A 21,753-nucleotide genomic window follows, 5' to 3' on the forward strand; every position below is an offset into this window, starting at 1 on the left:
TCGCGGCGGAACCCGCAACACGGCGGCTAGGGTAGGACCATGACTTTGGGGAGTTTGTGGCGGTTGCCTGCGCGTAAAACCAGGAGATGGATGATCGGCGGGACGCTGGGCGTTATGGCAGGAACGGCGCTGGGACTCATTTCCCTCTCCGCGTTCCTCAGCGCGGGCCGGTCAAACCCCCTGTTGCTCCTCCCCTCCCTCGCCCTGAGCCTGGGCGGCGGCTACGCCGTCCTGTTCCCCGCAATCGCTGTCAGCCGCGACGGCGTCCGCATCTGCCGGGACTGGAGGCAGCACCCCAGGGCAGCCCGGCTCCTCTGGATCCTGTCACTCGGGGTGGCGGGCGCCGGACTGGCCACCTGCATCGCGGCAGGGGCGGCAAATCCGCAGGCACCGGGCCTGCTGGTCTGGCTGTTCATGGGCATCTACCTGACCCTCACCGGCTGGGCATCAGCCCTCATGGGCGCCGCGGAAGTGCTCCGGCAGGGCGCGCCGGACGCTGGGCGGGCTACAGCTCCAGCCCGATGAGCAGCGGCTCCGGGTGCAGTTCAATGCCGAAGCGGCGTTCGACGCCGGCCCGCACCTCGCGGGCCACGGCCACCACGTCTGCCGCCCGGGCTGCGCCGCGGTTGGTGATGGCCAATGTGTGCTTGGTGGACAGCGACGCCCGGCCGCCTGACACACTGTCCTGCTCCAGGCCGAAGCCTTTCCCGAAACCTGCCTGGTCGATGAGCCATGCTGCAGACAGTTTCACCAGCCCGTCGGCACCCGCCGGGTACCGCGGCGCGGACTCCGGCAACGCCTCTGCCACCTCCGCGGGAACAATGGGATTGGTGAAGAAGGAGCCCGTGGAATAGGTGTCCCGGTCGGCGGCGTCCCACACCATGCCTTTGGATGCCCGCAGCCGGAGCACTTCGCGGCGCACATCCGTGGCGTAGGCGCGCTTGCCGGGCTCGACTCCCAGTGCGCGGGCCAGTTCGGCGTAGCGGATGGGTGCGCTCATCCGGCCGATCGGAAGCTGGAATTCGACGGTGAGCACGATGTAGCGGGGCGAACCGTTGACGGTTGTCCGCTTGAGGATGGAGTCCCGGTAGCCGAACTGCAGCTCGGAGTTGGTGAAGGTCCTGACGGCATTCCGTTCGCGGTCCCACGTCCGGACCGCGGCGATGGTCTGGGAGACGTCGGCACCATAGGCACCCACGTTCTGGACGGGAGTGGCCCCTGTGGACCCGGGGATGCCGGAGAGTGCTTCGATGCCGGACCAGGTGTGCCGGACGGCGTGCTCCACCAGCTGGTCCCAGTTGTGGCCGGCCTGCACCACAACGGCCACGCCGCCGCAGGAATCCTCGGCATTCACGGTGAATCCCTCGGAGGCGATCCTGACCACCGTGCCGGGGAACCCGTCGTCGGAGATCAGGAGGTTGGACCCGCCGCTGATGATCAGTACCTGCTCGCCGGCCGCGTCCGCTGTGCGGATGGCGTCGATGATATCGGCCTCGGTCCGCGCCTCGATGAAGGTGCCCGCAGGGCCGCCGACGGCTGAGGTGGTCAGGGAGGAAAGCAGCGTGGAAGTCACCCGTCCACAATACTAGGGAAAGTCAGGCAAGCTTCCTGGCCACCGGCGAGAGCAGGAAGCTCACCGCCAGCATCACCATGACGGCGAGCAGCGAGTGCAGGATGCCCACATGCTCGGCCAGCAGCCCCAGCAGGGGCGGCCCGCAGAGGAAGGCCCCGTATCCGATGGTGGACACCACGGAGACCCTGGCGGCGGCCTTGGCGGGGTCGTCGGCTGCGGCGGACATACCTACCGGGAACCCCAGGGATGCGCCCAGGCCCCAGACCGCCAGGCCGGCGAATGCCAGCCACGGCGCCGGTGCGAAGACAAACAGCCCCAGTCCGGCAACCGCCATCGCCGCGCACCAGCGCATCACCGGCACCCGGCCGAACCGGTCCAGGACAAGGGTTCCGGCGAACCGGCCAATGGTCATGAAGGTGACAAAAAGCCCGTAGCCGGCAGCACCTGCAGCGTCCGTCTGGCCGTGGCCGTCCGCCAGCGCCAGCGCCACCCAGTCCCCCGCCGCGCCTTCGGCCAGGGCGAGCCCCAGCACCAGCACCCCCAGGAGGAGGGTGCGCCGGTCCCGCCAGGCCTGCGCGATCTTGCGCTTGTTGTCCAGGGGCTCGGAGGCGGACGGCGTCCCCGCGGGGATGACGGGAATGGGACCTGTGCTGGGGTCCTCGAAGTTGTCCGGCGTGTAGGTGCGCTCCCCGGCAACCGGGGTGGTGTCCGCCCGGAACCAGGACGCCGCCGTCGCCACGGAGACGGCCACCACCGCGCCGGCCGCGGCCAGGTGCCACGCCACCGGCAGGGACACGGCGGCCGCTGCCGCACCCAGCCCCGCGCCGGCCACGGTCCCCAGACTAAACGCGCCATGAAGCCGCGGCATGATGTGCCGCCCAACAGCCCGTTCAACCGCCGCGCCCTCAACGTTGGAGGCGGTGTTCCAGCTGCCGGTGCCAAGGCCGATGACGGCCAGGCCGAGCGCGGTGGCGACAGGACTGGACAGGACCGAGGTGCCGAAACCGGTCAGCAGCAGGCCTGCGCCCACCATGATGCTGCCGGTCCGGATAGTCCGCTTCGATCCCAGCCGGAGCACGATCAGCCCGGAGGCGGAAACGGAGGCGAAGGAACCAAGGGTCATGCAGAGCAGGAGTACCCCCACGTTGCCCGGGGTGAGGTCCAGCGCATCCCTGATGGCAGGGAGCCGGGACACCCAGGAGGCGAAGGCCAGCCCGCTGGCGGCGTAGGCCACCACCACGGCGTTGCGCCAGCGGGTGACTTCACCGGCGGTGACGGATGCCCCCGTGCCTGCGCTGGGTGTCAACGTGCCCGCTCAGGAAAGCTTGACGACGGCCTGGGCCTTCATCAGGACTTTTTGGCCGGCCGAGACAACAGTGAGGTCGACGCGTGCGGTGCCGGCCTCGGCGTCGAGCTTTCCAATGGTGCCGCTCACCTCGATGGTGGCGCCGGGCTGGTCCGTGCCGGTGGTGTCCGTGACCAGGACCGGCTTGGTGAAGCGGGTCTGGAAGTCGACGACGGCGGCCGGGTCGCCAGCCCAGTCGGTCACCAGCTGGACGGCCGAGCCCATGGTGAACATGCCGTGGGCGATGACGCCGGGCAGTTCCACCCCGGTGGCGAAAGCCTCGTTCCAGTGGATGGGATTGAAGTCGCCGGAGGCGCCGGCGTACTTGACCAGGTCGGTGCGGGTGACCTCGACGGTGCGGCTGCCGATTTCCTGGCCGGCGCTGAGTTCGTGGATGCTGGGGCTCATGACTACTGTCCCTCTCCGCGGACCAGGATGGATGACGTGGTGGTGGTGACGGGCTCCCGTGAATCGCCGGACCCGAGGGCGAAGATCTCGGAGCGGGTGGTGATCATGGCGCCGCCGCCCATCGCACGCACGCCGTCAACGTGGAGCTCGGCCACCAGCCGGTCGCCGGCGAAGATGGGGCGGTGGTGGGTGAAGCGCTGGTCGGCGTGGACCACGCGGGAGAAGTCGATGCCGGCTTCCGGATCCTCGATGAGCTGGGCGTCGGCGCGCTGGGCGATGATGATCGCGAAGGTGGGCGGGGCCACCAGGTCATTGTGGCCCAGGGCCTTGGCTGCGTCGACGTCGAAGTGCGCAGGATGGGTGGCCTTCACGGCGCGGGCGAACTCGCGGATATTCTCGCGGCCGACGTCGTACACCTCTGCGGCAGGGTAGCTGCGGCCCTGCAGGTCCGGATTGATAGTCATGGCCTCCAGCCTATCGCCCGCCTGCTGGAGGGCAGAAAAGCGGCTCCGGCCAGGGCGGCAGGGTTACCGGCGCAACCGCTTGCGGATGGCCTGGCCGCGGACCACCATTCCGGCGACGTGCAGGACCAGGCCCAGCCCGATCAGCGGGAGGGAGGCCATGGCCAGCCCCTGGTTGCCGCTGGTGTTGCCCACCAGGTTCAGGATGATGCCGACGGCGATGAGCCCCATCGCGCCGAAGACCAGGACTTTGTAGCGGGTTGGCGCGGTGGCCCAGAATTCGTTCAGCACCCAGCCAGTTTACCGGGCCTTCAGAACAGGGACTCCTGGATTGCCGGCACCGGCGAGGCATAGTCCCCCAGGACAATGGTCCGGGCAGTCAGTTGGGACAGGTTGACCACGAACTCCGCATCGGAGCCGTCCAGCCGTGCCAGTGCGTTCGGCCCGGTCAGGGCGGCGATGTCGAAGCCGTGCCGGCCGGTGTCCAGCGGATGCGGGTAGGCATGGCGGATAGCGTCAGTCCCGTAGAGAGCGTGGGCCCGGGCCGGCCGAACCCACTGCTCCTCCACCGTCTCGAAGCCATCGACGGCAGCGCGCGCCAGCAGTGCACGGGCTTCACCGGCGGCGCTGGCATTGATGGCGTCTATGTCCGTGGCCGGCAGCGGCTGCAGCAGGGCGTCGGCCTTGGCTGCAGAACGGACCTGCTGCGTCAGCCCGGCTTCCGAGGTCACCAGGTCCTCGAGAATGCGCACCACCCGGCCGTCCCCTGCCCGTGCCACGTACCTGGCGGCCACTGCGCCCTGCTCCGCGAGCCGGTTCCATTTCCGTGGACCGGACGCTGTCCCCACCTTGGTGGCGCCGCCGGCGAAGGTAGCCACATAGAGCCAGTGTTCCTGCATCAGGTAGTCACGCAACCCGGGAGTTACCCGGCCGCCGCGGTGGAAGTCGTGCATGAGCCGGGATTCGTCCAGCATGAAGCAGCGTTCGCACTGCTTGCCCCGCACCGCCCGGGCGCCGGCTGCGCACAGGATGTGGTCGCGCTTGGTGGATGAGTGGACGAGAAGGTGCCCCAGGCAGGATTTTGCCGGGTCCGCGACGCGAAAGCCGAGCCTGGCACCCGGGTGGAGGCCGAACTCCCGGAAGTCCCCGGACACTGCCTGGAGGCGCAGGACCGGCGCGCCGCCGTCGTCCTCTGCCGCGGTGGCCGGCGGCCCATCCCAAAAGACCCCGTGGACCAGATGCGGTGCATCGGTCACGGGGTCCATGGAGGTGGCAAGTGCTGGCATTACAGCGCCGGCTGCACCCCGAAGGCCACGGCAAGCTTCATGATCTTTTCGGCGCGGCCCAGGCGGGGCAGGTCGGAGCCGTCGCGGATGACGCGGCCGTTGGCTTCGAAGTCGGACATGAAGTCGGTGGCCCAGGCGACGTCGGAGGGCGTGGGGCTGATGACCTCGTTGATGACGGGGGTCTGGTCGATGGCCAGGCACAGCTTGCCGGTCATGCCCATCATCACGGTGATGCCGGTCTGCTCGCGCAGGATGGGGTGGTTGGTGCCGACGGTGGGGCCGTCGATGGGGCCGGGCAGGTTGCCGACGCGGCTGGCGACCACCAGTTTGGCGCGGGGGTAGGCCATGGCCTCCTGCGTGGCGGCCATGCCGGTGTCGCGGCGGAAGTCGCCGGAGCCGAAGGCCAGGCGGAAGGCGCCCTGGGCTTTGGCGATGTGGTTGGCTTCCTCGATGCCGACGGCGGACTCCACCAGCGGAATCACGGGCGTCTTGCCGTCCATGCGGTGGAAGCTCTCGGTGACCTGGTCCGCGGATTCGGTCTTGGCGAGCATCACGCCGAGCAGGCCGGGGGTGCCGCGCAGGCCGGCGAGGTCGTCGGCCCAGAAGGGGCTGGTGGCGTCATTGATGCGGACCCATGCCTTGCCGCCGGCAGTCAGCCAGTCAATGACGTTGCCGCGCGCCTGGTCCTTTTGCGAGGGGTCCACTGCATCTTCAATATCCAGGATGATCGAATCGGCGCGGGACACGGCCGACTGGTCAAAAAGCTCGGTCTTCATGGCATTGACCAGCAGCCAGGAGCGGGCGATCTCTGCGGGGATATTGCGTTCCGGCCTTACGGTCTCGGTGGCGATGGTAGACGTCATGCTTTCTACAGTATCCGCCCTGCAAGCGGCGCGGCGACGAAAATGGCCAGCTTGTGAGGATCAATACGAACTAAACGGGATGTGACCCGCGGCGGGTGGAAAAGACGCAGCAGCATGTGCCGTTCCGGCGGCCGGAACGGCACGTGCTGTGCGCAGTTGGTGGTCAGGGGATGTTGCTGCCGCGCGCTGTCACCCAGAGCCTGTACCAGTCGGCGCGGGACATGGCGGCGGCAATCTTCGCGGCGTCGGCGCAGGCGCGGATCCGGCCGGGATTCACCGTGCCGATCACCGGCGCGATACCGGCCGGGTGCTTCATGAGCCATCCGAGCAGGACGGCCTCCCCGGATGTCCCGTACTCCCCCGCCAGCTGCGCCACGAGCTCCGCGGTGGAAGCATCCGCGGAGGTGGGGCTTTCCAATTCCGCGCCGGTGTAGACGCCCCGGGCCAGGGAACCGTAGGCCTGCAGGGTGATGGAGTGGCGGGTGCAGTACTCCACGGTGCCGTGCGGGAAGCTGTAGTCCAGGTGCTCCGGATGGTTCACCAGCACCTGGCTTTCCAGCCACGCGCGCTTCAGCAGGCTCATTTCCAGCTGGTTGGCCACCACGGGGGTTTCCAGCCGGTCCTGCAGCACCTCGATCTGCGCCCCGGACATGTTGGACACGCCCAGCTGCCGGACCTTTCCTTCCGCCATCAGCTGCCCGACGGCGGACGCCACCTCTGCGGGGTCCGCCAGCGGGTCCGGCCGGTGCAGCAGGAGGATGTCCACGTAGTCGGTGCGCAGCCGTTCCAGGCTTCCGTTGACCCGTTCCAGGATGGCATCCCGGCTCAGGTCGTAGTGCCCGGGCAGCCCGGGTTCACTGAGCCGGATGCCGCATTTGGTCTGCAGCCGGATGCGCTCACGCAGGCCCGGCGTGGCGGCCAGGACCTCGCCGAAGACGGCCTCGGACTTGCCGCGGCGGTAGATGTCCGCGTGGTCGAACAGGGTGATGCCGGCGTCCAGGGCAGCCTGGACGGCGGCAGCGGCCTCGTCCACATGGGCGCTGCCATGCGGTTCGTCGGACCAGCTGCCGCCGAGTCCCATGCAGCCGTAGATGAGCTCCTGCATCAGGATTCCTGGCTTCCGCCGGGTGCGGGCATCAGCGCAGCCATGCGGTGGTGTTGGCGGGCAGCTTGCCGTCTTCCAGCGGCGCGCTGGTGAGCAGCACCTTCCCCGCGGGCAGCTCGACGGCGGTGCCGCCGAAGTTGGTCACCGACTGCCACCCGTTGGGGCGGCGGAAGTGCAGGATCTCAGGGTTGCCGGACTCCACCCACTCGAGTTCCTCGTCCGTCTGCAGCTCGTGGCGCAGCTTCAAGGCTGCACGGTACAGCTCCAGGGTGGAGCCTTCGGTCCCGTCCTGGGCTTCCACGGCGTACTTGCTGAACCAGTCCGGCTGCGGCAGGTGCGAGCCGCCCTCGCCGAAGCCGAAGGACGTTCCCTCCACCTTCCACGGCAGGGGCACGCGGCAGCCGTCACGGCCGATCTCCACGCCCTTGTTGCGGAAGAAGGACGGGTCCTGGCGTTCGGATTCGGGGATCTCTGCCACTTCCTGGAGCCCCAGTTCCTCACCCTGGTACAGGTAGGCGGACCCGGGAACTGCGAGCATCAGCAGTGTGGCTGCGCGGGCGCGGCGCTGACCGAGCTCCACATCCAGCTGTTCCTTGGGACCGCCGGCGAGCAGCCAGTCCTTGCCGTCCTGGCCCTTAGTGCCGGCTTTGTCCTTGGACACCTGGGGCAGGCCGTAGCGGGTGGCGTGCCGGACCACGTCGTGGTTGGAGAACACCCAGGTGGAGGAGGCTCCGGTGGCGGCTGCCTCTGCCAGGTTGCGGGTGATGATCTCCTTGTACTCGGCGGCATCGAAATCGGCCTGCAGCAGGTCGAAGTTGAAGGCCTGGCCCAGGCCCTGCGGGCTGGCGTACCGGGCGCGGCGGGTGGCGTGCACCCAAGCTTCGGCGACGGCGGTGCGCGGCGGGTTGTATTCGTTGAACACCTCGCGCCATTCGGCGTAGATCTCATGCACTTCGTCGCGGTCCCAGAAGGGGTGCGTGCCGTCGTCGAACCCGTCCACGCCAGTGTTGGCCGCGCTCAGTTCCAGCTTGGACAGCAGCGGCTCGGTGAGGTCCTTGGTGAGCGCGTGCGCCACGTCCACGCGGAAGCCGTCCACGCCGCGGTCGGACCAGAAGCGCAGGGTCTTGAGGAAGTCCTCGCGGATTTCCCGGTTGGACCAGTTCAGGTCCGGCTGTTCCTTGGCGAAGATGTGCATGTACCACTGGCCGGGGGTGCCGTCCGGCTCGGTGATGCGCTCCCATGCAGGGCCGCCGAACACAGAGTCCCAGTCCGACGGCGGGAACTCGCCGTTGGGGCCCTTGCCGTCACGGAAGATGTACCGGTCCCGGGCGGGTGAACCCTTGGGCGATGCCAGGGCCTCCTTGAACCATTCGTGCCGGTCGGAGGAGTGGTTGGGGACGATGTCCGCAATCAGCTTGATCCCGGCGCCGTGCAGGGCCTTGGCCATCTCGTCAAAGTCCGCCAGCGTGCCCAGCTTGGGGTCGACGTCGCGGTAGTCATCCACGTCGTAGCCGCCGTCGGCGAGTGCCGACGGGTAGAAGGGGCTCAGCCACACGGCGTCGATGCCCAGCGCCTTCAGGTAGGGGACCTTGGCGGTGATGCCCTTCAGGTCACCGATGCCGTCGCCGTTGGAATCGGCGAAGCTGCGCGGATAGATCTGGTAAACCGCTGCCTGGCGCCACCAGTTGGGATCAGCGAGGCGGTCGGAATCGGAGAGGGTTGCCAGCGTGGCGGTGGTGGACAAAGGGATCTTCCTTTTCTGTGCGTTGGGTTTGTTGCTGGTCAAGGTCATGTGGGTCTACTTGGCGGCCCCGCGCATTACTTCGGACAGTACCCACCGTCGCGCCAGGATGTAAACCACCAATTCGGGTGCCAAGGGCCAGAAGGCACCCCTTCAGGGGGCATCTTTATATTGATTCTAAATTTAGTGCCTCAAGTATTATGGAGGGCAGCGCAGAGAGAGGTCAACACCAGTGACGGAATCCCCGCCGGCCACGCCCCAGCTGCTCCGTCGGGTCAGCGCCGGAGCAGTCCTCGAATTCCTGCGCGCGTCCCAGGCAGTGACCGTGACGGAGGTCATGGAGGCCACCGGACTGACGCGGGCCACCGCCATCTCCGTCTGCGAGGATCTGATGGCACGGGGCTGGATCCGCGAGCTGGAGAACCAGCGGGCCTTCGGCGGATACCAGAAGGGCCGCCCCGCCCGACGCTTCGAGCTCAACGAGCGCGCGGGCTATGTGCTGGGCATGGATGTGGGGGTCTCCAAGGCCACGGTGGTGGTCGCGGATCTACGGGGCAGGACGCTGGGCAGGTCAACGCAGGCATTTGCCCGGGCGGACATCCCCGCCGAAGAACGCGTCGCCGTCGTCGACCGGACCGCCCTGCTGGCACTGGCGGGCAGCGGCGCCTCCCCGGATGCAGTCCTTGCCGTCTGCGCCGGCATCGCCGCGCCGGTGGACCGCCACGGGGACGTCCTGGTGAGGCAGCACTTCTGGGAACTGTTCGACGTCGGCCTGAAGACAGCGCTGCTGGAGATGCGGGGCTGGACCGTGCTGCTGGAAAACGACGCCAACCTGGCCGCACTTGGCGACCGCTGGCAGGGAGCGGCAGCCGGAGTGGATGACGTGGTGGTGATCCTGGCCAGCGAGCGCCTGGGTGCGGGCCTCATCGACAACGGGCGGCTGCTGCACGGGCGCGACGGGGGCGCCGGCGAACTTGCCTTCCTGGAGTGGGTGGAAGGCGTGGGCGACACCTACGGCATCGCCTTCCTCGCCCGGAACTGGGCCGCGGAGGCGCTTGCGGGCACAGCGGGGACAACACTGCGGAAGTACGCCGCGGACGGCGTAGAGGCGGAGCACGTATTCGCCGCAGCCGCTGCCGGCGACGCCGTTGCGCGGCAGATCCTCGACCGCGTCGCCGTCCGGATGGCCCGCGTGGTGGGTGCCGTGGCCACGCTGTTGAACCCGGAGTTGGTGGTGATCGGCGGCGCCGTGGCCAATTCGGCGGACATGCTGCTCGGGGCCATCACCGAACGCCTGGCCCAGTTCACCGCCACTCCCCCGCGGGTGGCCGTGTCACCCCTGGGCGACTCCATCGTCACGGCCGGCGCCGTGCGGCGGGCCCTCGACTACGTGGAGCAGAATTCCCTGGATTTGGAGCTCACGGCCGCCGGTTAGGAAGAACCCAGGGCGGCGGCAACCGGAAGCGAGCCGTCGCGGAACTCGATGGTGCGGCCGGCCGTTTCCGGCATTTCAATCACGGCTGCGGCCACGCTGGCCGTGTTGTCACGGGACGTCGCCCCATTCCCGTCCCGGGGCGGATCCACGTCGATACGGCCGGTGCCCGGCTTGTCCGTCAGCGAGCCCGGTCCAAGGATGGTCCACGCCAGCCCCGTGCCCCGGAGGTAGTCGTCAGCTGCCGCCTTGGCTTCCGCGTAGGCGAAGAAGCTGTTGCTTTCGGGCACTCCATGGTCCTTGCCGGCCCCCAGGTAGGACACCATGACGTACCGGTCCACACCGGCCTGGGCCGCGGCATCCATGGAACGGATGGCGGCGTCCCGGTCCACCGCATAGGTGCGCACCGGGTTGCCGCCGCCGGCACCGGCGGACCAGACCACAGCGTCATGGCCCTGCAGCGCCCCGGCGAGTTCCGCCGTCGTCGCATTTTCCACGTCCAGGACCGACGGCGTAGCCCCCGTCTCCGCCACGTCCGCGGCGTGGTCCGGGTTGCGGATGAACGAGGTGACGCTGTGCCCCTCGTCCGTGAGGAGGGCTGACAGGCGGAGGGCCACTTTGCCGTGGCCGCCGATGATTGCGATTCGGGTCATGGACCCATTCTGCCCCTCAGGCCAGGCAGCGGTAGCGCAAATAGACCACGCCGTTGCCGAACCGCCGCTCATCCAGGAGCTCGAGCCTTGTCTCCAGGCCGTCCGGAAAGAAACCGAGGCCGCCGCCCACGGCAATGGGGTTGAGGAAGAGCTGGCACTCGTCCACCAGCCCGGCTTCCAGTGCCTGGGCCGCCAGGGTGGGGCCGCCGATGCCAATGTTCCGGTCCGTGTTTGCTTTCAGGATACGGACGGCGTCGGGGCTGAACGCCCGTTCCACCCGGGTCCGGGCCGCGGACACCCCGGCCAGGGAGGTGGAGTAGACAACCTTGTCTGCCCCCTGCCAGATACGGGCGTAATCCTGGATCACCGGCGGGTCGCCGGCGGTGCCCATGGTTTCCCAGACGGACATGACCTCGTAGATCCTGCGGCCGAGGAGGTATGTTCCGACGTCGCGCTCGAGGTCGTTCACGAAGGCGTGGACCTCCTCGTCGGGTGCGCTCCAGTCAAACCTGCCGTTCCGGTCAGCGACGTAGCCGTCCAGGGAGGTGATGCCGGAATAGATCAGCTTGGCCATGGGGTCATTCTGCCCGCGATACCCGGCAGAAGACAGGACTCGGGCGGCCCGGTCACGCTTTGCGGGTCACCAGGTACTGCTGCACCAGGGTCCACAGGTTGGAGACGGTCCAGTAGATGAGGACACCAATGGGGAAGATGATCCCGCCGGCGCCAAAGATGACCGGCAGGATGTAGAGGAGGATTTTTTGCTGGCGGAGGAGTGGGTTCTCCGGGTCCTCGCCGACGAGGCTGCGCGCCATGACGAGCTTCTGCGTGACGAACTGGCAGGCCGTCATGGCCAGGATCATGACGACGGCGAGGATGGCCACGGCGGCCTGGTTGCCGCCGCCGCCGTGCAGCAGGGACGCTGACAACGGTGCGCCGAAGATGCTGGAGGCGTCAAACTGGGCCGCCTGGGCGGAGGTGAGGGTTCCGATGCCCTCGCCCCGTGCCGCAGCGCCGGAAATGCCGGAGAGGACCTGGAACAGGGCGAGGAAGAACGGCGCCTGGATCAGCAGCGGAAGGCATGCAGAGAAGGGGTTGGTGCCGTGCTTCTTGTAGAGGGCCATCTGTTCCTGGGCCATCGCCTGCCGGGACAGCTGGTCCGTTTTACCCTTGTACTTCTCCTGGAGTTCCTTCAGGTCCGGCTGCAGGAGCCGCATGCGGCGCTGGGCCCGGACCTGCGCCAGGAACACCGGGATCAGGGCCGCGCGGATGACCAGTACCAGACCGATGATGGACAGCGTCCACGTCCAGCCGCTCCCGGCCGGCATTCCGATGGCGGTCAGGCCGCCATGGAACGCCAGCATGATGACGGAGACGAGCCACTGGAAGGGCGCCATCACCTCATTGAAGAAGTCCACCACATTCCCCCGTCCGCCGCCTGCTGCACAACTTACGGCGAAACGGGGAAGTTGTCACGACGCAGACATTCCCTGTCGACCCCCAAGTGCCGTGGCGCCATCGGTTTATGCGCCGCGGGGATGCAGATCCGCGTCGACAGCGATTTTGCGCGTCGGGGGCGGCGGGGCGGCCCGGGGAACGGGAAAGCCCCCGGAATCCCATGGATTCCGGGGGCTTGTCCTGTAGCGGTGGGGAGGCTCGATCTCCCGACCTCACGATTATGAGTCGTGCGCTCTAACCAACTGAGCTACACCGCCACGAATGAGAAAAACCTGTGTCAAGCCGGTCAAAACCGCCTTGACACAGGCCCTCATTCAGAGCCCCCCACCGGAATCGATCCGGTGACCTCGTTCTTACCAAGAACGCGCTCTACCACTGAGCTAGGGGGGCAACGAGTAAATACTCTACCGGAAGATTTTGCTCCCAACAAATCGGCGCGAGGAGGGCTCAGGAAGCCGTGAAACACTTGCAATTCGCCGCCCCTTTACCTCCGGTTCCCGCGCCAATACTGGGATCCGCGGGCACCCGCACGACGCAAAACCGGGAGCTTCAGACCCGCTCCGCCACCGCAGCGGCGTGGAAATGTGGCAAGCCCCACACCAGTAGAAGTTTTTGTCCAGATATGGCGGCCTGGACGGCCCGGAAGTCGCCATATGTGGACAAAAAATCGGGGGGTTAAATGCCGATGGGCCGGCTCGAAAGCCGGCCCATCGGAGGGATGCGTGTCTACCCGAAGGGTTTACCACTTGCCCTTGCGGTTGAAGTCGCGGTGTCCGCCGTCGGTGCCGTGGCGGGGCTTGCGGGAGCCGTCGCCGTGGCCGCCGAAGCGGGAGTCGCTGGCCTGTCCGCGGTCGCTGAAGCTGCGCTCCGAGCGCTCGCTGTAGGAGCGGCCGCCGCGGTCGGCGGAGCTGCGCTCGCCGTCGTTCTTCCGGAACTCCTTTTTGAACCCGCCGTTGCCCTTGAAGTTGCCGCCACGGTTGCCCTGGTAGCTGGGGCGGTCACCGGAGGGCCGGCGGCCGTTGTCCAGCTCCAGGTGGATCAGCTCGCCGCCGATCCGGGTGCGGGACAGGGCACGCAGCTGCTCGGCGCTCAGGTCCGCGGGCAGCTCCACCAGGGAGTGGTCCGAACGGATGTCGATGCCGCCGATCTGCGAGGAGGAGATGCCGCCCTCGTTGGCGATGGCGCCCACGATGGAGCCGGGCATGACGCGCTGGCGGCGCCCCACCGCGATCCGGTAGGTGGCGTTGCCCTCGGTCAGGGCGCGGGTCGGCCCACGGGAGCCGAAACCGTCCTTGGAGCGCTCGCGCTTCTGGAACTCAGGGGCTGCAGGCAGCTCCTTGACCAGCAGCGGCTGGCCGCCCTGGGCCATGACTGCCAGTGCAGCAGCGATCTCGGCCGCCGGGACCTTGTGCTCTTCCTCGTAGGAAGCGATGAGGTCGCGGAACACCGCAACGTCCTCGGACTCCAGGGTCTCGGTGATGCGCTCGGCGAACTTGCCCAGGCGCAGCGAGTTCACGGTCTCGGCGGTGGGCAGGTGCATCTGCTCCACCGGCTGGCGGGTGGCCTTCTCGATGGCGCGCAGCAGGTACTTCTCCCGCGGCGTCATGAAGAGGATCGCGTCGCCGTTGCGGCCTGCACGGCCCGTGCGGCCGATGCGGTGCACGTAGGACTCGGTGTCGTGCGGGATGTCGTAGTTGATGACGTGGCTGATGCGCTCCACGTCCAGGCCACGGGCGGCGACGTCGGTGGCCACCAGGATGTCGATGCGGCCTTCCTTCAGCGCGTCAACAGTGCGCTCGCGCTGCTGCTGCGGGATGTCACCGTTGATGGCGGCAGCCTGGAAGCCGCGGGACTTCAGCTTGTCCGCCAGGTCCTCGGTGGCCATCTTGGTGCGCACGAAGGCGATGACGCCGTCGAACTCTTCAACCTCGAGGATGCGGGTCATCGCGTCCAGCTTGTGCGGGCCCATGACCTGCAGGTAGCGCTGGCGGATGTTGGTGCCCGTGGAGGTCTTGGTCTTGACCGAGATCTCGGCGGGGTCGTTCAGGTACTGCTTGGACATGCGGCGGATCTGGCTGGGCATGGTTGCCGAGAACAGGGCCACCTGGCGGTCCGACGGGGTCTGCTGGAAGATCTGCTCCACGTCCTCGGCGAAGCCCATGCGCAGCATCTCGTCAGCCTCGTCCAGCACCAGGTACTGGAGTTCGGAGAGGTCCAGCGAGCCCTTGGAGATGTGGTCGATCACACGGCCGGGGGTTCCGACGACGACCTGGGCACCGCGGCGCAGGCCGGCGAGCTGGGGTCCGTAGGCGGAGCCGCCGTAGACCGGGAGGACGGTGAAATCGTCGATGTGCTTGGCGTAGGAGGTGAAGGCCTCTGCAACCTGGAGCGCCAGCTCACGGGTCGGGGCGAGGACCAGGGCCTGCGTCTTGCGGGACGGGCCGTTCAGGTCGTGGAGTTCGGCCAGGCGGGACAGTGCCGGCACTGCGAATGCTGCAGTCTTGCCGGTACCAGTCTGCGCCAGGCCGACGACGTCGCGGCCTTCGAGCAGCAGCGGGATGGTGGCTGCCTGGATGGGGGACGGCTTTTCGTAGCCGACATCCTGCAGCGCGGCGAGGACGCGGCCGTCGATGCCGAGGTCGGCGAACTTGACGCTGTTGTCCTCGGACTCGGCTTCAGGGCTTGCGGCCGGGGCTTCGGCGGCGGCAGCTGCCTCCGCGTCGATCACGGCGGCGGCAGTTTCAATGGTGTCGTTCTGGTTTTCGGGCATAGGGAAAGATTCCTCATCCATAGGGGGCCAGGCGGCACTACCCAGGGTGAGCGGAGCCGCAGTACATGTGCCGTGGATGCCGGGCAAACATTGACCGGCCGGTCACAGAAGTCCGGCGCTTTCGCAATCCCATGGCAGGACTTCGCGCTGCATCTCTTGGCTGCTATCCCAGCAGTCTGTACAGCGTTTTCTTCAGCCGGCTCTCCCTATGAAACTGCCCGCATCACAGTTGCGGGCCCCAACACTTGCCAGTCCTGCCTCAAAAATTGGGCAGGAATAAGGGATTTCCGGAGTGGGGGATGTTTCAAGTGTACGGCACCGGGGCGGTGTCCCCGAAATCAGGTGCCCGACGGCGGCGGTGAGCTTGGGCACATGCGGCACCTCCGCCGTCGTAATTTCCCGTCAGTCAGCCGCGCAGCTGGCGCTGCAGGGCCTCGAACTTGTTGTTGAATTCGGGCTGCTGCAACCGGATCTCGCCATCGGCATCCGCATCCTTGAGCGCCTCCATCAGCTCAACACTGGGCTCGCTGAACCACTGGCCCACCGTGATGCCGTGCGTTGGAACGTAGGTCCGGTGGATGTGGTCTCCGGCCTGGATGCTGCCCGTCTTGATGACCCTCAGGTACGCCCCCACCCGGCCCTCTTCCGTGAAGCGCTTAACCCACTGGCGCTCCCCCAGCCGCCGCTGGAACGTGGCACACGGTGTCCGCGGCGACGTGACTTCGAGTTCGACGTCGAGCCCGATCTTCCAGCGCTCCCCGATCACGGCGGCCGTGGCATCGATCCCGGCCACGCGGAGGTTTTCGCCGAACGAGCCGGGCGGCAGGTCCTGCTGCAGCTGAGCGGCCCAGTAGTCGGCGTCAGCCTGCGAGTACGCGTAGACGGCCTGGTCCGGGCCGCCATGGTGGACCCGGTTCGCCTGGATGTCGCCCTGCAGGCCCAGCCGGTGCACCTTGACCGGACCCTCCACCGGGCGCTTGTCAATGGCGGTCACTCCCACGCTCGAGGCATCCGGAAGCAATTGGTGAACACGGCAGACAGCCAGCAGGGACGCGGTTTCCATGGCTCCAGTGTAGGGTCACGTTCCGCGCGCGGAAGGGATGGGCAGTTCTCCCCTGCGGCATGCTCGCCGCCCGGGCCGGCAGGGACTACGCTGATTCGAGGATTGCATATTGGGGGTGCAGCGCTGTGCCCAATTCACGTGGATAACTGAGGGGGACGCCGTGGACCCAGACAAGCAGGACCCGAACAGGCCGGATCCGGAGCGCCGGCCCAGCGGCGGCGCCGAGCCAGGCGGGGACAGCCCGAAGCCGCCGCCCTGGCAGGTGCCCAAGCCTGAGCTCCGCCCCGAGCTGCTCAATGAACCCGTCACGCCGGTGGATCCGTTTGCCCGCGACCGGGAAAGGCAGCTGGACGAGGCAGCCGCCCGGAAGAAGCGCTCACAGCGGCGCACCGTCGTCGTCGGACTGGGCGTGACAGCGCTGCTGGCCGGCACCATCACCGCCGTGGTGGCCAGCAACCAGGACGACCCCGAATACGCCCAGGTGTGCTTCAACGACGAAACCGGCGAGCGCGTGGAGGACCGCAACTGCGACAGCTCTGCCGGGCGGGCCGGCGGGGTCTACGCCTGGTACTTCTTTTCCCGCGGAGCCTATGTGCCGCCCTTGGGGCAGAACCGGTCCACCGCCCCCAACTACACCCGGACGGTGCCCAGCGGCGCGAAGGCCTCCACCGGGTACAGCACCCAGGGCGGCACCGTCAGCCGCGGCGGCTTCGGTACCAGCGCCAAGAGCGGAACGAGCGGTGGCGGCGGCAAGGTTTCGGGGGGCTAAGTGAAGCGGCTGTTGAGTGAACCCCGTCCCGGCTGGAAGCAGAAGATCGAGGAACAGGGCCTGGTCTTTTCCACCACCACCATGGATGACGGCCGGACGATCGAATACTGGAACGAGTCCGCCTACTACGAGTTCAGCATGGACGAAGTGGAAACCCTCGAGGAGACCGCAGAGGAAATGCACCGCATGTGCCTGGAGGCGGCCAAGTTCCTTGCCACCGGGGCCATGGGCACCATCGGGATCGGACCGCAGGCGCTGGAACTCGCCGCCGAATCCCTGCAGGCGGGCGACGTGGACGTCTACGGCCGGTTCGACTTCATCTATGACGGGCAGGGCGGCCCGGCCAAGATGCTCGAATACAACGCCGACACCCCCACCGGGCTGATCGAGGCAGCCGTGGCCCAGTGGTTCTGGCTGCAGGACGTCTTCCCGGGGAAGGACCAGTGGAACGGCATCCACGAGGCGCTGATCCGGCAGTGGAAGAAGTTCCAGTACCGCACCGGTATGAGCACCCTGCACGTGGCCCACTCTGAGGTGGAGGAGTCCGGCGAGGACTGGATGACCGCCGCCTACATGCGGGACGTGGCCGGCCAGGCCGGGTGGACCACCATCGGCATCAACATGTCCGATATCGGCTGGGACCCCAACCTCAACCGCTTCGTGGACCTGGACAACTTCATGATCAGCACCATCTTCAAGCTCTACCCCTGGGAGCTGATGATGAAGGAGCCGTTCGGTCCCCGCCTGCTGGAACGCGCCCACAATCCGCGCTGGGTGGAGCCGGCCTGGAAGATGCTGCTCTCCAACAAGGCCCTGCTCGCCGCGCTCTGGCACCTGTACCCGGAGCATCCCAACCTGCTCCCGGCCTACCTGGACGGGCCGGGGCCGCTGAAGGAATGGGTGGCCAAGCCGCTGCACGGGCGTGAAGGAGACAACATCCGGATCCATGCCGACGGCGTCAGCCTGGAACAGCCCGGCGGGTACGGCCGTGAGGGCTGGTGCTACCAGCAGTACAACCAGCTGCCCAACTTCGACGGCAACCACCCGGTCCTCGGCCTGTGGGTGGTGGACGGCGAGTCCGTGGGCTGCGGCATCCGCGAATCGGACGGCCCCGTCACGGACTACTTCTGCCGCTTCGTGCCCAACACCATCGACGCGCCGGCGCCGCTTTCGGCCGTGGCCTCCTCCAGCAAAGCAGGTATCGCACTATGAATCCGGTGACAGCATGAGCACAGACATGACGACGGCGGGAGGCCCGGCGGGCGCGCCCGGCACCCCGGTCCCGGCCAAGGGCCTCCGCGCCGGGATCCTCGACCTTGGCGACTCCGTGATGCTCGGCCTGGCCTCGACGGCGCCGGTATATTCGCTGGCGGCAACACTCGGGCTGATCGTGGCAGTGAACGGGAACTACACTCCCCTGATCCTGTTGTTGGGTTTCATCCCGGTCCTGTTCATCGCCTACGCCTTCCGCGAGCTCAACAGTGCCATCCCGGACTGCGGCACCACGTTCACCTGGTCCCGCCGCGCCTTCGGACCCTGGGCGGGCTGGCTGGGCGGCTGGGGCGTGGCGCTCGCCGGCATCGTGGTCCTGGCCAACCTGGCGCAGGTGGCCGGCCAGTACCTGTGGCTGCTGGCCGGTGACGGCTCGCTGGCGGAGAACAAGGTGTTGGTCACCGCTACCGGGGTGCTGTTCATCGCCGTGATGACCCTGGTCAACTACCGCGGCATCCGGCTGGGCGAACACGTCCAGCGGGTCCTGACCTATGTGCAGTACATTGCGCTGGGCATCTTCGCGCTGGCGATCATTGTCCGGATTGTCGGGGGTCCGCCGGAGGGCCAGGCGTTTGATTTCGAGTGGTTCAACCCGGTGGGCGCCTTCGCCGATCCCGGGGCCGTGGTCCACGGCGTGCTCCTGGCGCTGTTCATCTACTGGGGCTGGGACACCTGCCTGGCGGTGAACGAGGAAACCGAAAACCCGAGGACCACACCGGGCCGCGGCGCCGTCATCTCCGCGTTCGTCCTGGTGGCGATCTATGTCTCCGTCGCGCTGCTCGTGATGATGTACGCCACCGTGGGCAGCGAGGGCATCGGCCTGGGGAACGAGGCCAACCAGGACGACGTGTTCGTGGCCATGAAGGACGTGGTGCTGGGGCCATGGGGCTGGCTGATCGTCGTCGCGGTCCTTGCCTCGGTGCTGTCCTCCACGCAGACCACCATCCTGCCCACCGCCCGGGGAACGCTGTCCATGGGTGTCCACGGGGCCCTGCCGGCGAAGTTCGGCGAGGTGCACCCGCGGAACCAGACCCCCGGGTTCTCCACGCAGGTGATGGGCGCGGCAGCGATCGCCTACTACGTGGCGATGAGCTTCCTCAGCGAGAACCTCCTCTCGGACTCCATCAGCGCCATCAGCCTGTTCATCGCCTTTTACTACGCCCTTACCGGATTCGCCTGCTTCTGGTACTTCCGGGGCACGCTGCGGACATCCGCCCGCAACCTGTGGTTCCGCGGGATCCTGCCCCTGACCGGGGCACTGCTCCTGACCGCCGCGTTCTTCATCTCAGCGGTGCAGATGTGGGACCCGGCCTACGGCGATACGGAGATCTTCGGCGTCGGCGGCGCTTTCATCAGCGGCGTGGTGCTGCTCGCCCTGGGCGTGGTCCTGGCCGTCGTGTGCCGTTTCCTGCCCTCGACCCGCGGCTACTTCACCGGCAATCCGTCAGCCGTGGCCGCCGCACGGAACCAGGCGTAGGCCCTGCGATGAGCGACGCTGCAGAGGTGCCGGGCCCCGATCCCTCCGATGTGCTGGCCCTCGACGGGCTCCTTTCCCCGGACGAGCTTGCCCTTCGCCAGCGGATCCGGGACTTCACGGACCAGCGGATCAGGCCTGGGATCGCCGCCTGGTACGACGCGGCCGTGTTCCCGCTGGAGCTTGCCCCCGAACTCGGCGAGCTGGGCGTCCTGGGGATGCACCTGGAGGGCTATGGCTGCCCCGGCCGGTCCGCCGTCGAGTATGGCCTGGCGGCGATGGAGCTGGAGGCCGGCGATTCCGGGATCCGGACGTTCGTGTCGGTGCAGGGGTCGCTGGCCATGACGGCCATCCATAAATGGGGTTCCGAGGAACAGAAACAGGAATGGCTGCCCCGGATGGCGGCAGGCGAGGTGATCGGGTGCTTCGCCCTGACCGAACCGGCGGCGGGTTCGGATCCTTCGTCCATGACCACCTCCGCCCGCCGTGACGGCACCGGCGACCAGGCGGGCTGGGTGCTGGACGGCACGAAGCGCTGGATCGGGCTGGCCTCGGTGGCGGACGTCATGGTGGTGTGGGCCATGACCGACGACGGCGTCCACGGTTTCCTGGTGCCTGCCGGCACCCCGGGCGTGACGGCCACCCCCATTACGCAGAAATTGTCCATGCGGGCCTCCATCCAGTGCGATGTGGTGTTCGACGGCGTCAGGCTGGGTCCGGAGGCCCTGCTGCCGGCTGCGCGCGGCCTGCGCGCTCCGCTCACCTGCCTGAATGAGGCGCGGTACGGCATCGCCTGGGGCGCGATGGGGGCTGCCCGGGATTCGTACCAGGCGGCCCTGGCGTACTCGCAGGAGCGGCTGCAGTTCGGGAAGCCGCTGGCCGGATACCAGCTCACGCAGGAGAAGCTGGTGAACATGCTGGTGGAGATCCAGAAGGGCACCATGCTGGCCCTGCACCTGGGCCGGCTCAAGGATGCGGGGATGCTGAAGCCCGAGCAGGTTTCGCTGGGGAAACTGAACAACGTCCGGGAAGCACTGGCCATCGCCCGCGAGGCCCGCTCCGTGCTGGGCGGCAACGGGATCACCCTGGACTACCCGCCGCTGCGGCATGCCGCGAACCTGGAGTCCGTCCGCACCTACGAGGGCACCGACGAAGTCCACACCCTGATCCTTGGCCAGCACATCACCGGTCTCGGCGCCTTCCGCTAACTCCTCCCCCAACTGGCTGGCAGTAGATGCCGTTTTGGGGGCCCAAAACGGCAAGAACTGCTACCCAGTTGGGCAGCTAGGCCGAGAAGCCGCCGTCGGCCTTGATGAGCTGGCCGGACACCCAGCGGCCTGCGGGCGAGAGCAGGAACGCCACGGTCCCCGCGACGTCCGCCGGGGTCCCGAGCCGGCCGGTGGGCTGGCGCTGGAGAACCTCTTCCCGGATGGCATCATCCATCCAGCCTGTGTCCACAGGCCCGGGGTTGAGGACGTTCGCGGAGATGTTCCGGGGGCCCAGCTCGCGGGCGGCGGCAATGACGATCCGGTCCAGCGCCCCCTTCGAGGCACCGTAGGGCAGGTTGAACGCTGTGTGGTCGCTGGTCAGCGCAACGATCGCGCCGCCGTCGTCCGTGGCCTGCCGGGCGAACGCGGCAATCAGCTGCCAGCTGGCCCGCGTGTTAACGGCGAAGTGCCGTTCGAAGGATTCCAGGCTGGTGTCCAGGATTCCGGAGTCGACGGACTCCGCGTGGCTGAGCACGAGCCCCTGCAAGGGCCCCGCCAGCTGCACGGCCTCGGCCACGAGCCGGTCCGGCACGCCCGGATCCTGCAGGTCGGCGGACAGGACGTGGACGCGCGCGCCGATGGCCTCGAGTTCGGCGGTCAGGCGGACGACGTCCTCGGGCTCACTCCCCCACGGCATCCGCTCGTCGTAGTCCTGCCAGTAGGACAGGACCAGGTCCCAGCCGTCGGCGGCGAGCTGGCGGGCGATGCCGGCACCAATTGAGGCCAGCCGGCCGGCACCCGTGACCAGGGCAGTGCTGCGGGCGGCGCTTTGTTGTGGGGTCTGCATGCAGCCAGCCTAGTACGCGGCCCTG

21 protein-coding genes and 2 tRNA genes are annotated in these 21,753 nt (G+C 67.9%); 6 read left to right on the forward strand and 17 right to left on the reverse strand.

What is annotated here, in order from left to right; genetic code table 11:
• The first annotated feature begins 90 nt into the window (after positions 1-90).
• The gene (locus ACJJV6_RS02205) at positions 91-525 is read left to right on the forward strand and encodes a hypothetical protein (protein ID WP_407709825.1); all 435 of its coding nucleotides are present in this window, start codon (positions 91-93) and stop codon (positions 523-525) included.
• On the opposite strand, the gene ACJJV6_RS02210 is transcribed toward ACJJV6_RS02205, so the two are convergent.
• From ACJJV6_RS02210 to ACJJV6_RS02250, 9 genes are all read right to left on the reverse strand, one after another.
• On the reverse strand, positions 506-1,573 hold the full coding sequence (locus ACJJV6_RS02210; protein ID WP_407709826.1) for a UDP-N-acetylmuramate dehydrogenase: 1,068 nt from the start codon (positions 1,571-1,573) through the stop codon (positions 506-508). The two genes, ACJJV6_RS02205 and ACJJV6_RS02210, sit on opposite strands and share 20 nt — an antisense overlap.
• Before the next feature lie 22 nt (positions 1,574-1,595).
• A complete protein-coding gene (locus ACJJV6_RS02215; protein ID WP_407709827.1) occupies positions 1,596-2,879 on the reverse strand; it encodes an MFS transporter in 1,284 nt (427 codons plus the stop codon).
• A 9-nt stretch (positions 2,880-2,888) separates the two neighbouring features.
• Positions 2,889-3,326, reverse strand: a complete 438-nt coding sequence (locus ACJJV6_RS02220; RefSeq protein WP_009357134.1) for a MaoC family dehydratase — start codon at positions 3,324-3,326, stop codon at positions 2,889-2,891.
• A 2-nt stretch (positions 3,327-3,328) separates the two neighbouring features.
• The gene (locus tag ACJJV6_RS02225) at positions 3,329-3,790 is read right to left on the reverse strand and encodes a MaoC family dehydratase N-terminal domain-containing protein (protein ID WP_407709828.1); all 462 of its coding nucleotides are present in this window, start codon (positions 3,788-3,790) and stop codon (positions 3,329-3,331) included.
• A 63-nt stretch (positions 3,791-3,853) separates the two neighbouring features.
• Positions 3,854-4,078, reverse strand: coding sequence for a DUF3188 domain-containing protein (locus tag ACJJV6_RS02230; protein ID WP_009357136.1), 225 nt, complete (start codon positions 4,076-4,078; stop codon positions 3,854-3,856).
• A 20-nt stretch (positions 4,079-4,098) separates the two neighbouring features.
• Positions 4,099-5,073, reverse strand: coding sequence for a DUF2797 domain-containing protein (locus ACJJV6_RS02235; RefSeq protein ID WP_407709829.1), 975 nt, complete (start codon positions 5,071-5,073; stop codon positions 4,099-4,101).
• Positions 5,073-5,936 (reverse strand): HpcH/HpaI aldolase/citrate lyase family protein, encoded by an 864-nt coding sequence (locus ACJJV6_RS02240; protein ID WP_407709830.1) that lies wholly within the window; start codon positions 5,934-5,936, stop codon positions 5,073-5,075. Before ACJJV6_RS02240 ends, ACJJV6_RS02235 begins: the two co-directional genes overlap by 1 nt.
• A gap of 163 nt (positions 5,937-6,099) precedes the next feature.
• The gene (locus tag ACJJV6_RS02245; RefSeq protein WP_407709831.1) at positions 6,100-7,041 is read right to left on the reverse strand and encodes an aldo/keto reductase family oxidoreductase; all 942 of its coding nucleotides are present in this window, start codon (positions 7,039-7,041) and stop codon (positions 6,100-6,102) included.
• Positions 7,042-7,072: 31 nt separating this feature from the next.
• Positions 7,073-8,785 carry a glycoside hydrolase family 13 protein gene (locus ACJJV6_RS02250; RefSeq protein WP_407710455.1) on the reverse strand — a complete coding sequence of 571 codons (1,713 nt, stop codon included), beginning with the start codon at positions 8,783-8,785 and terminating at the stop codon, positions 7,073-7,075.
• Positions 8,786-9,014: 229 nt separating this feature from the next.
• Here ACJJV6_RS02250 and ACJJV6_RS02255 point away from each other — a divergent pair, with 229 nt between their 5' ends.
• A complete protein-coding gene (locus tag ACJJV6_RS02255; RefSeq protein WP_009357141.1) occupies positions 9,015-10,217 on the forward strand; it encodes an ROK family transcriptional regulator in 1,203 nt (400 codons plus the stop codon).
• Here ACJJV6_RS02255 and ACJJV6_RS02260 read toward each other — a convergent pair.
• From ACJJV6_RS02260 to ACJJV6_RS02290, 7 genes are all read right to left on the reverse strand, one after another.
• Positions 10,214-10,867 carry an SDR family oxidoreductase gene (locus ACJJV6_RS02260; protein WP_035752195.1) on the reverse strand — a complete coding sequence of 218 codons (654 nt, stop codon included), beginning with the start codon at positions 10,865-10,867 and terminating at the stop codon, positions 10,214-10,216. The genes ACJJV6_RS02255 and ACJJV6_RS02260 overlap by 4 nt on opposite strands.
• Positions 10,868-10,883: 16 nt before the next feature.
• Complete coding sequence (locus ACJJV6_RS02265) at positions 10,884-11,441, reverse strand: dihydrofolate reductase family protein (RefSeq protein ID WP_407709832.1); 558 nt, start codon at positions 11,439-11,441, stop codon at positions 10,884-10,886.
• Positions 11,442-11,493: 52 nt separating this feature from the next.
• A complete protein-coding gene (gene yidC, locus ACJJV6_RS02270) occupies positions 11,494-12,285 on the reverse strand; it encodes a membrane protein insertase YidC (RefSeq protein WP_035752198.1) in 792 nt (263 codons plus the stop codon).
• A gap of 223 nt (positions 12,286-12,508) precedes the next feature.
• Positions 12,509-12,582, reverse strand: a tRNA-Met gene (locus ACJJV6_RS02275).
• 61 nt (positions 12,583-12,643) lie between these two features.
• A tRNA-Thr gene (locus ACJJV6_RS02280) sits at positions 12,644-12,715 on the reverse strand.
• Positions 12,716-13,064: 349 nt separating this feature from the next.
• Positions 13,065-15,095, reverse strand: coding sequence for a DEAD/DEAH box helicase (locus ACJJV6_RS02285; RefSeq protein ID WP_354175137.1), 2,031 nt, complete (start codon positions 15,093-15,095; stop codon positions 13,065-13,067).
• A gap of 406 nt (positions 15,096-15,501) precedes the next feature.
• Entirely contained in the window at positions 15,502-16,158 is a 657-nt protein-coding gene (locus tag ACJJV6_RS02290) for an MOSC domain-containing protein (RefSeq protein ID WP_009357146.1), read from the reverse strand.
• Positions 16,159-16,318: 160 nt separating this feature from the next.
• On the opposite strand from ACJJV6_RS02290, the gene ACJJV6_RS02295 reads away from it, so the two are divergent.
• The 4 genes from ACJJV6_RS02295 to ACJJV6_RS02310 are packed head-to-tail and all read left to right on the forward strand — an operon-like array spanning position 16,319 to position 20,881.
• Positions 16,319-16,927, forward strand: coding sequence for a Tat pathway signal protein (locus ACJJV6_RS02295; RefSeq protein WP_407709833.1), 609 nt, complete (start codon positions 16,319-16,321; stop codon positions 16,925-16,927).
• Positions 16,928-18,139 (forward strand): glutathionylspermidine synthase family protein, encoded by a 1,212-nt coding sequence (locus ACJJV6_RS02300; RefSeq protein ID WP_407709834.1) that lies wholly within the window; start codon positions 16,928-16,930, stop codon positions 18,137-18,139. It begins immediately after the preceding gene.
• A gap of 13 nt (positions 18,140-18,152) precedes the next feature.
• Positions 18,153-19,676 carry an APC family permease gene (locus ACJJV6_RS02305; RefSeq protein ID WP_407709835.1) on the forward strand — a complete coding sequence of 508 codons (1,524 nt, stop codon included), beginning with the start codon at positions 18,153-18,155 and terminating at the stop codon, positions 19,674-19,676.
• 8 nt (positions 19,677-19,684) lie between these two features.
• Positions 19,685-20,881, forward strand: a complete 1,197-nt coding sequence (locus ACJJV6_RS02310; RefSeq protein WP_407709836.1) for an acyl-CoA dehydrogenase family protein — start codon at positions 19,685-19,687, stop codon at positions 20,879-20,881.
• Positions 20,882-20,957: 76 nt separating this feature from the next.
• On the opposite strand, the gene ACJJV6_RS02315 is transcribed toward ACJJV6_RS02310, so the two are convergent.
• The gene (locus ACJJV6_RS02315) at positions 20,958-21,728 is read right to left on the reverse strand and encodes an SDR family oxidoreductase (RefSeq protein WP_407709837.1); all 771 of its coding nucleotides are present in this window, start codon (positions 21,726-21,728) and stop codon (positions 20,958-20,960) included.
• Positions 21,729-21,753 lie beyond the last annotated feature (25 nt).

This window comes from Arthrobacter nitrophenolicus (genome assembly GCF_045833485.1).
GTDB classification, from domain to species: Bacteria; Actinomycetota; Actinomycetes; order Actinomycetales; family Micrococcaceae; genus Arthrobacter; species Arthrobacter nitrophenolicus.

Excerpts from the sequence above, each read along its gene's own strand:
- ACJJV6_RS02205 (WP_407709825.1), top strand. The coding sequence starts at position 91 with ATGATCGGCGGGACGCTGGGCGTTATGGCAGGAACGGCGCTGGGACTC.
- ACJJV6_RS02220 (WP_009357134.1), bottom strand. The coding sequence starts at position 3,326 with ATGAGCCCCAGCATCCACGAACTCAGCGCCGGCCAGGAAATCGGCAGC.
- ACJJV6_RS02225 (WP_407709828.1), bottom strand. The coding sequence starts at position 3,790 with ATGACTATCAATCCGGACCTGCAGGGCCGCAGCTACCCTGCCGCAGAG.
- ACJJV6_RS02235 (WP_407709829.1), bottom strand. The coding sequence starts at position 5,073 with ATGCCAGCACTTGCCACCTCCATGGACCCCGTGACCGATGCACCGCAT.
- ACJJV6_RS02240 (WP_407709830.1), bottom strand. The coding sequence starts at position 5,936 with ATGACGTCTACCATCGCCACCGAGACCGTAAGGCCGGAACGCAATATC.
- ACJJV6_RS02245 (WP_407709831.1), bottom strand. The coding sequence starts at position 7,041 with ATGCAGGAGCTCATCTACGGCTGCATGGGACTCGGCGGCAGCTGGTCC.
- ACJJV6_RS02260 (WP_035752195.1), bottom strand. The coding sequence starts at position 10,867 with ATGACCCGAATCGCAATCATCGGCGGCCACGGCAAAGTGGCCCTCCGC.
- ACJJV6_RS02265 (WP_407709832.1), bottom strand. The coding sequence starts at position 11,441 with ATGGCCAAGCTGATCTATTCCGGCATCACCTCCCTGGACGGCTACGTC.
- ACJJV6_RS02285 (WP_354175137.1), bottom strand. The coding sequence starts at position 15,095 with ATGCCCGAAAACCAGAACGACACCATTGAAACTGCCGCCGCCGTGATC.
- ACJJV6_RS02290 (WP_009357146.1), bottom strand. The coding sequence starts at position 16,158 with ATGGAAACCGCGTCCCTGCTGGCTGTCTGCCGTGTTCACCAATTGCTT.
- ACJJV6_RS02305 (WP_407709835.1), top strand. The coding sequence starts at position 18,153 with ATGAGCACAGACATGACGACGGCGGGAGGCCCGGCGGGCGCGCCCGGC.
- ACJJV6_RS02310 (WP_407709836.1), top strand. The coding sequence starts at position 19,685 with ATGAGCGACGCTGCAGAGGTGCCGGGCCCCGATCCCTCCGATGTGCTG.
- ACJJV6_RS02315 (WP_407709837.1), bottom strand. The coding sequence starts at position 21,728 with ATGCAGACCCCACAACAAAGCGCCGCCCGCAGCACTGCCCTGGTCACG.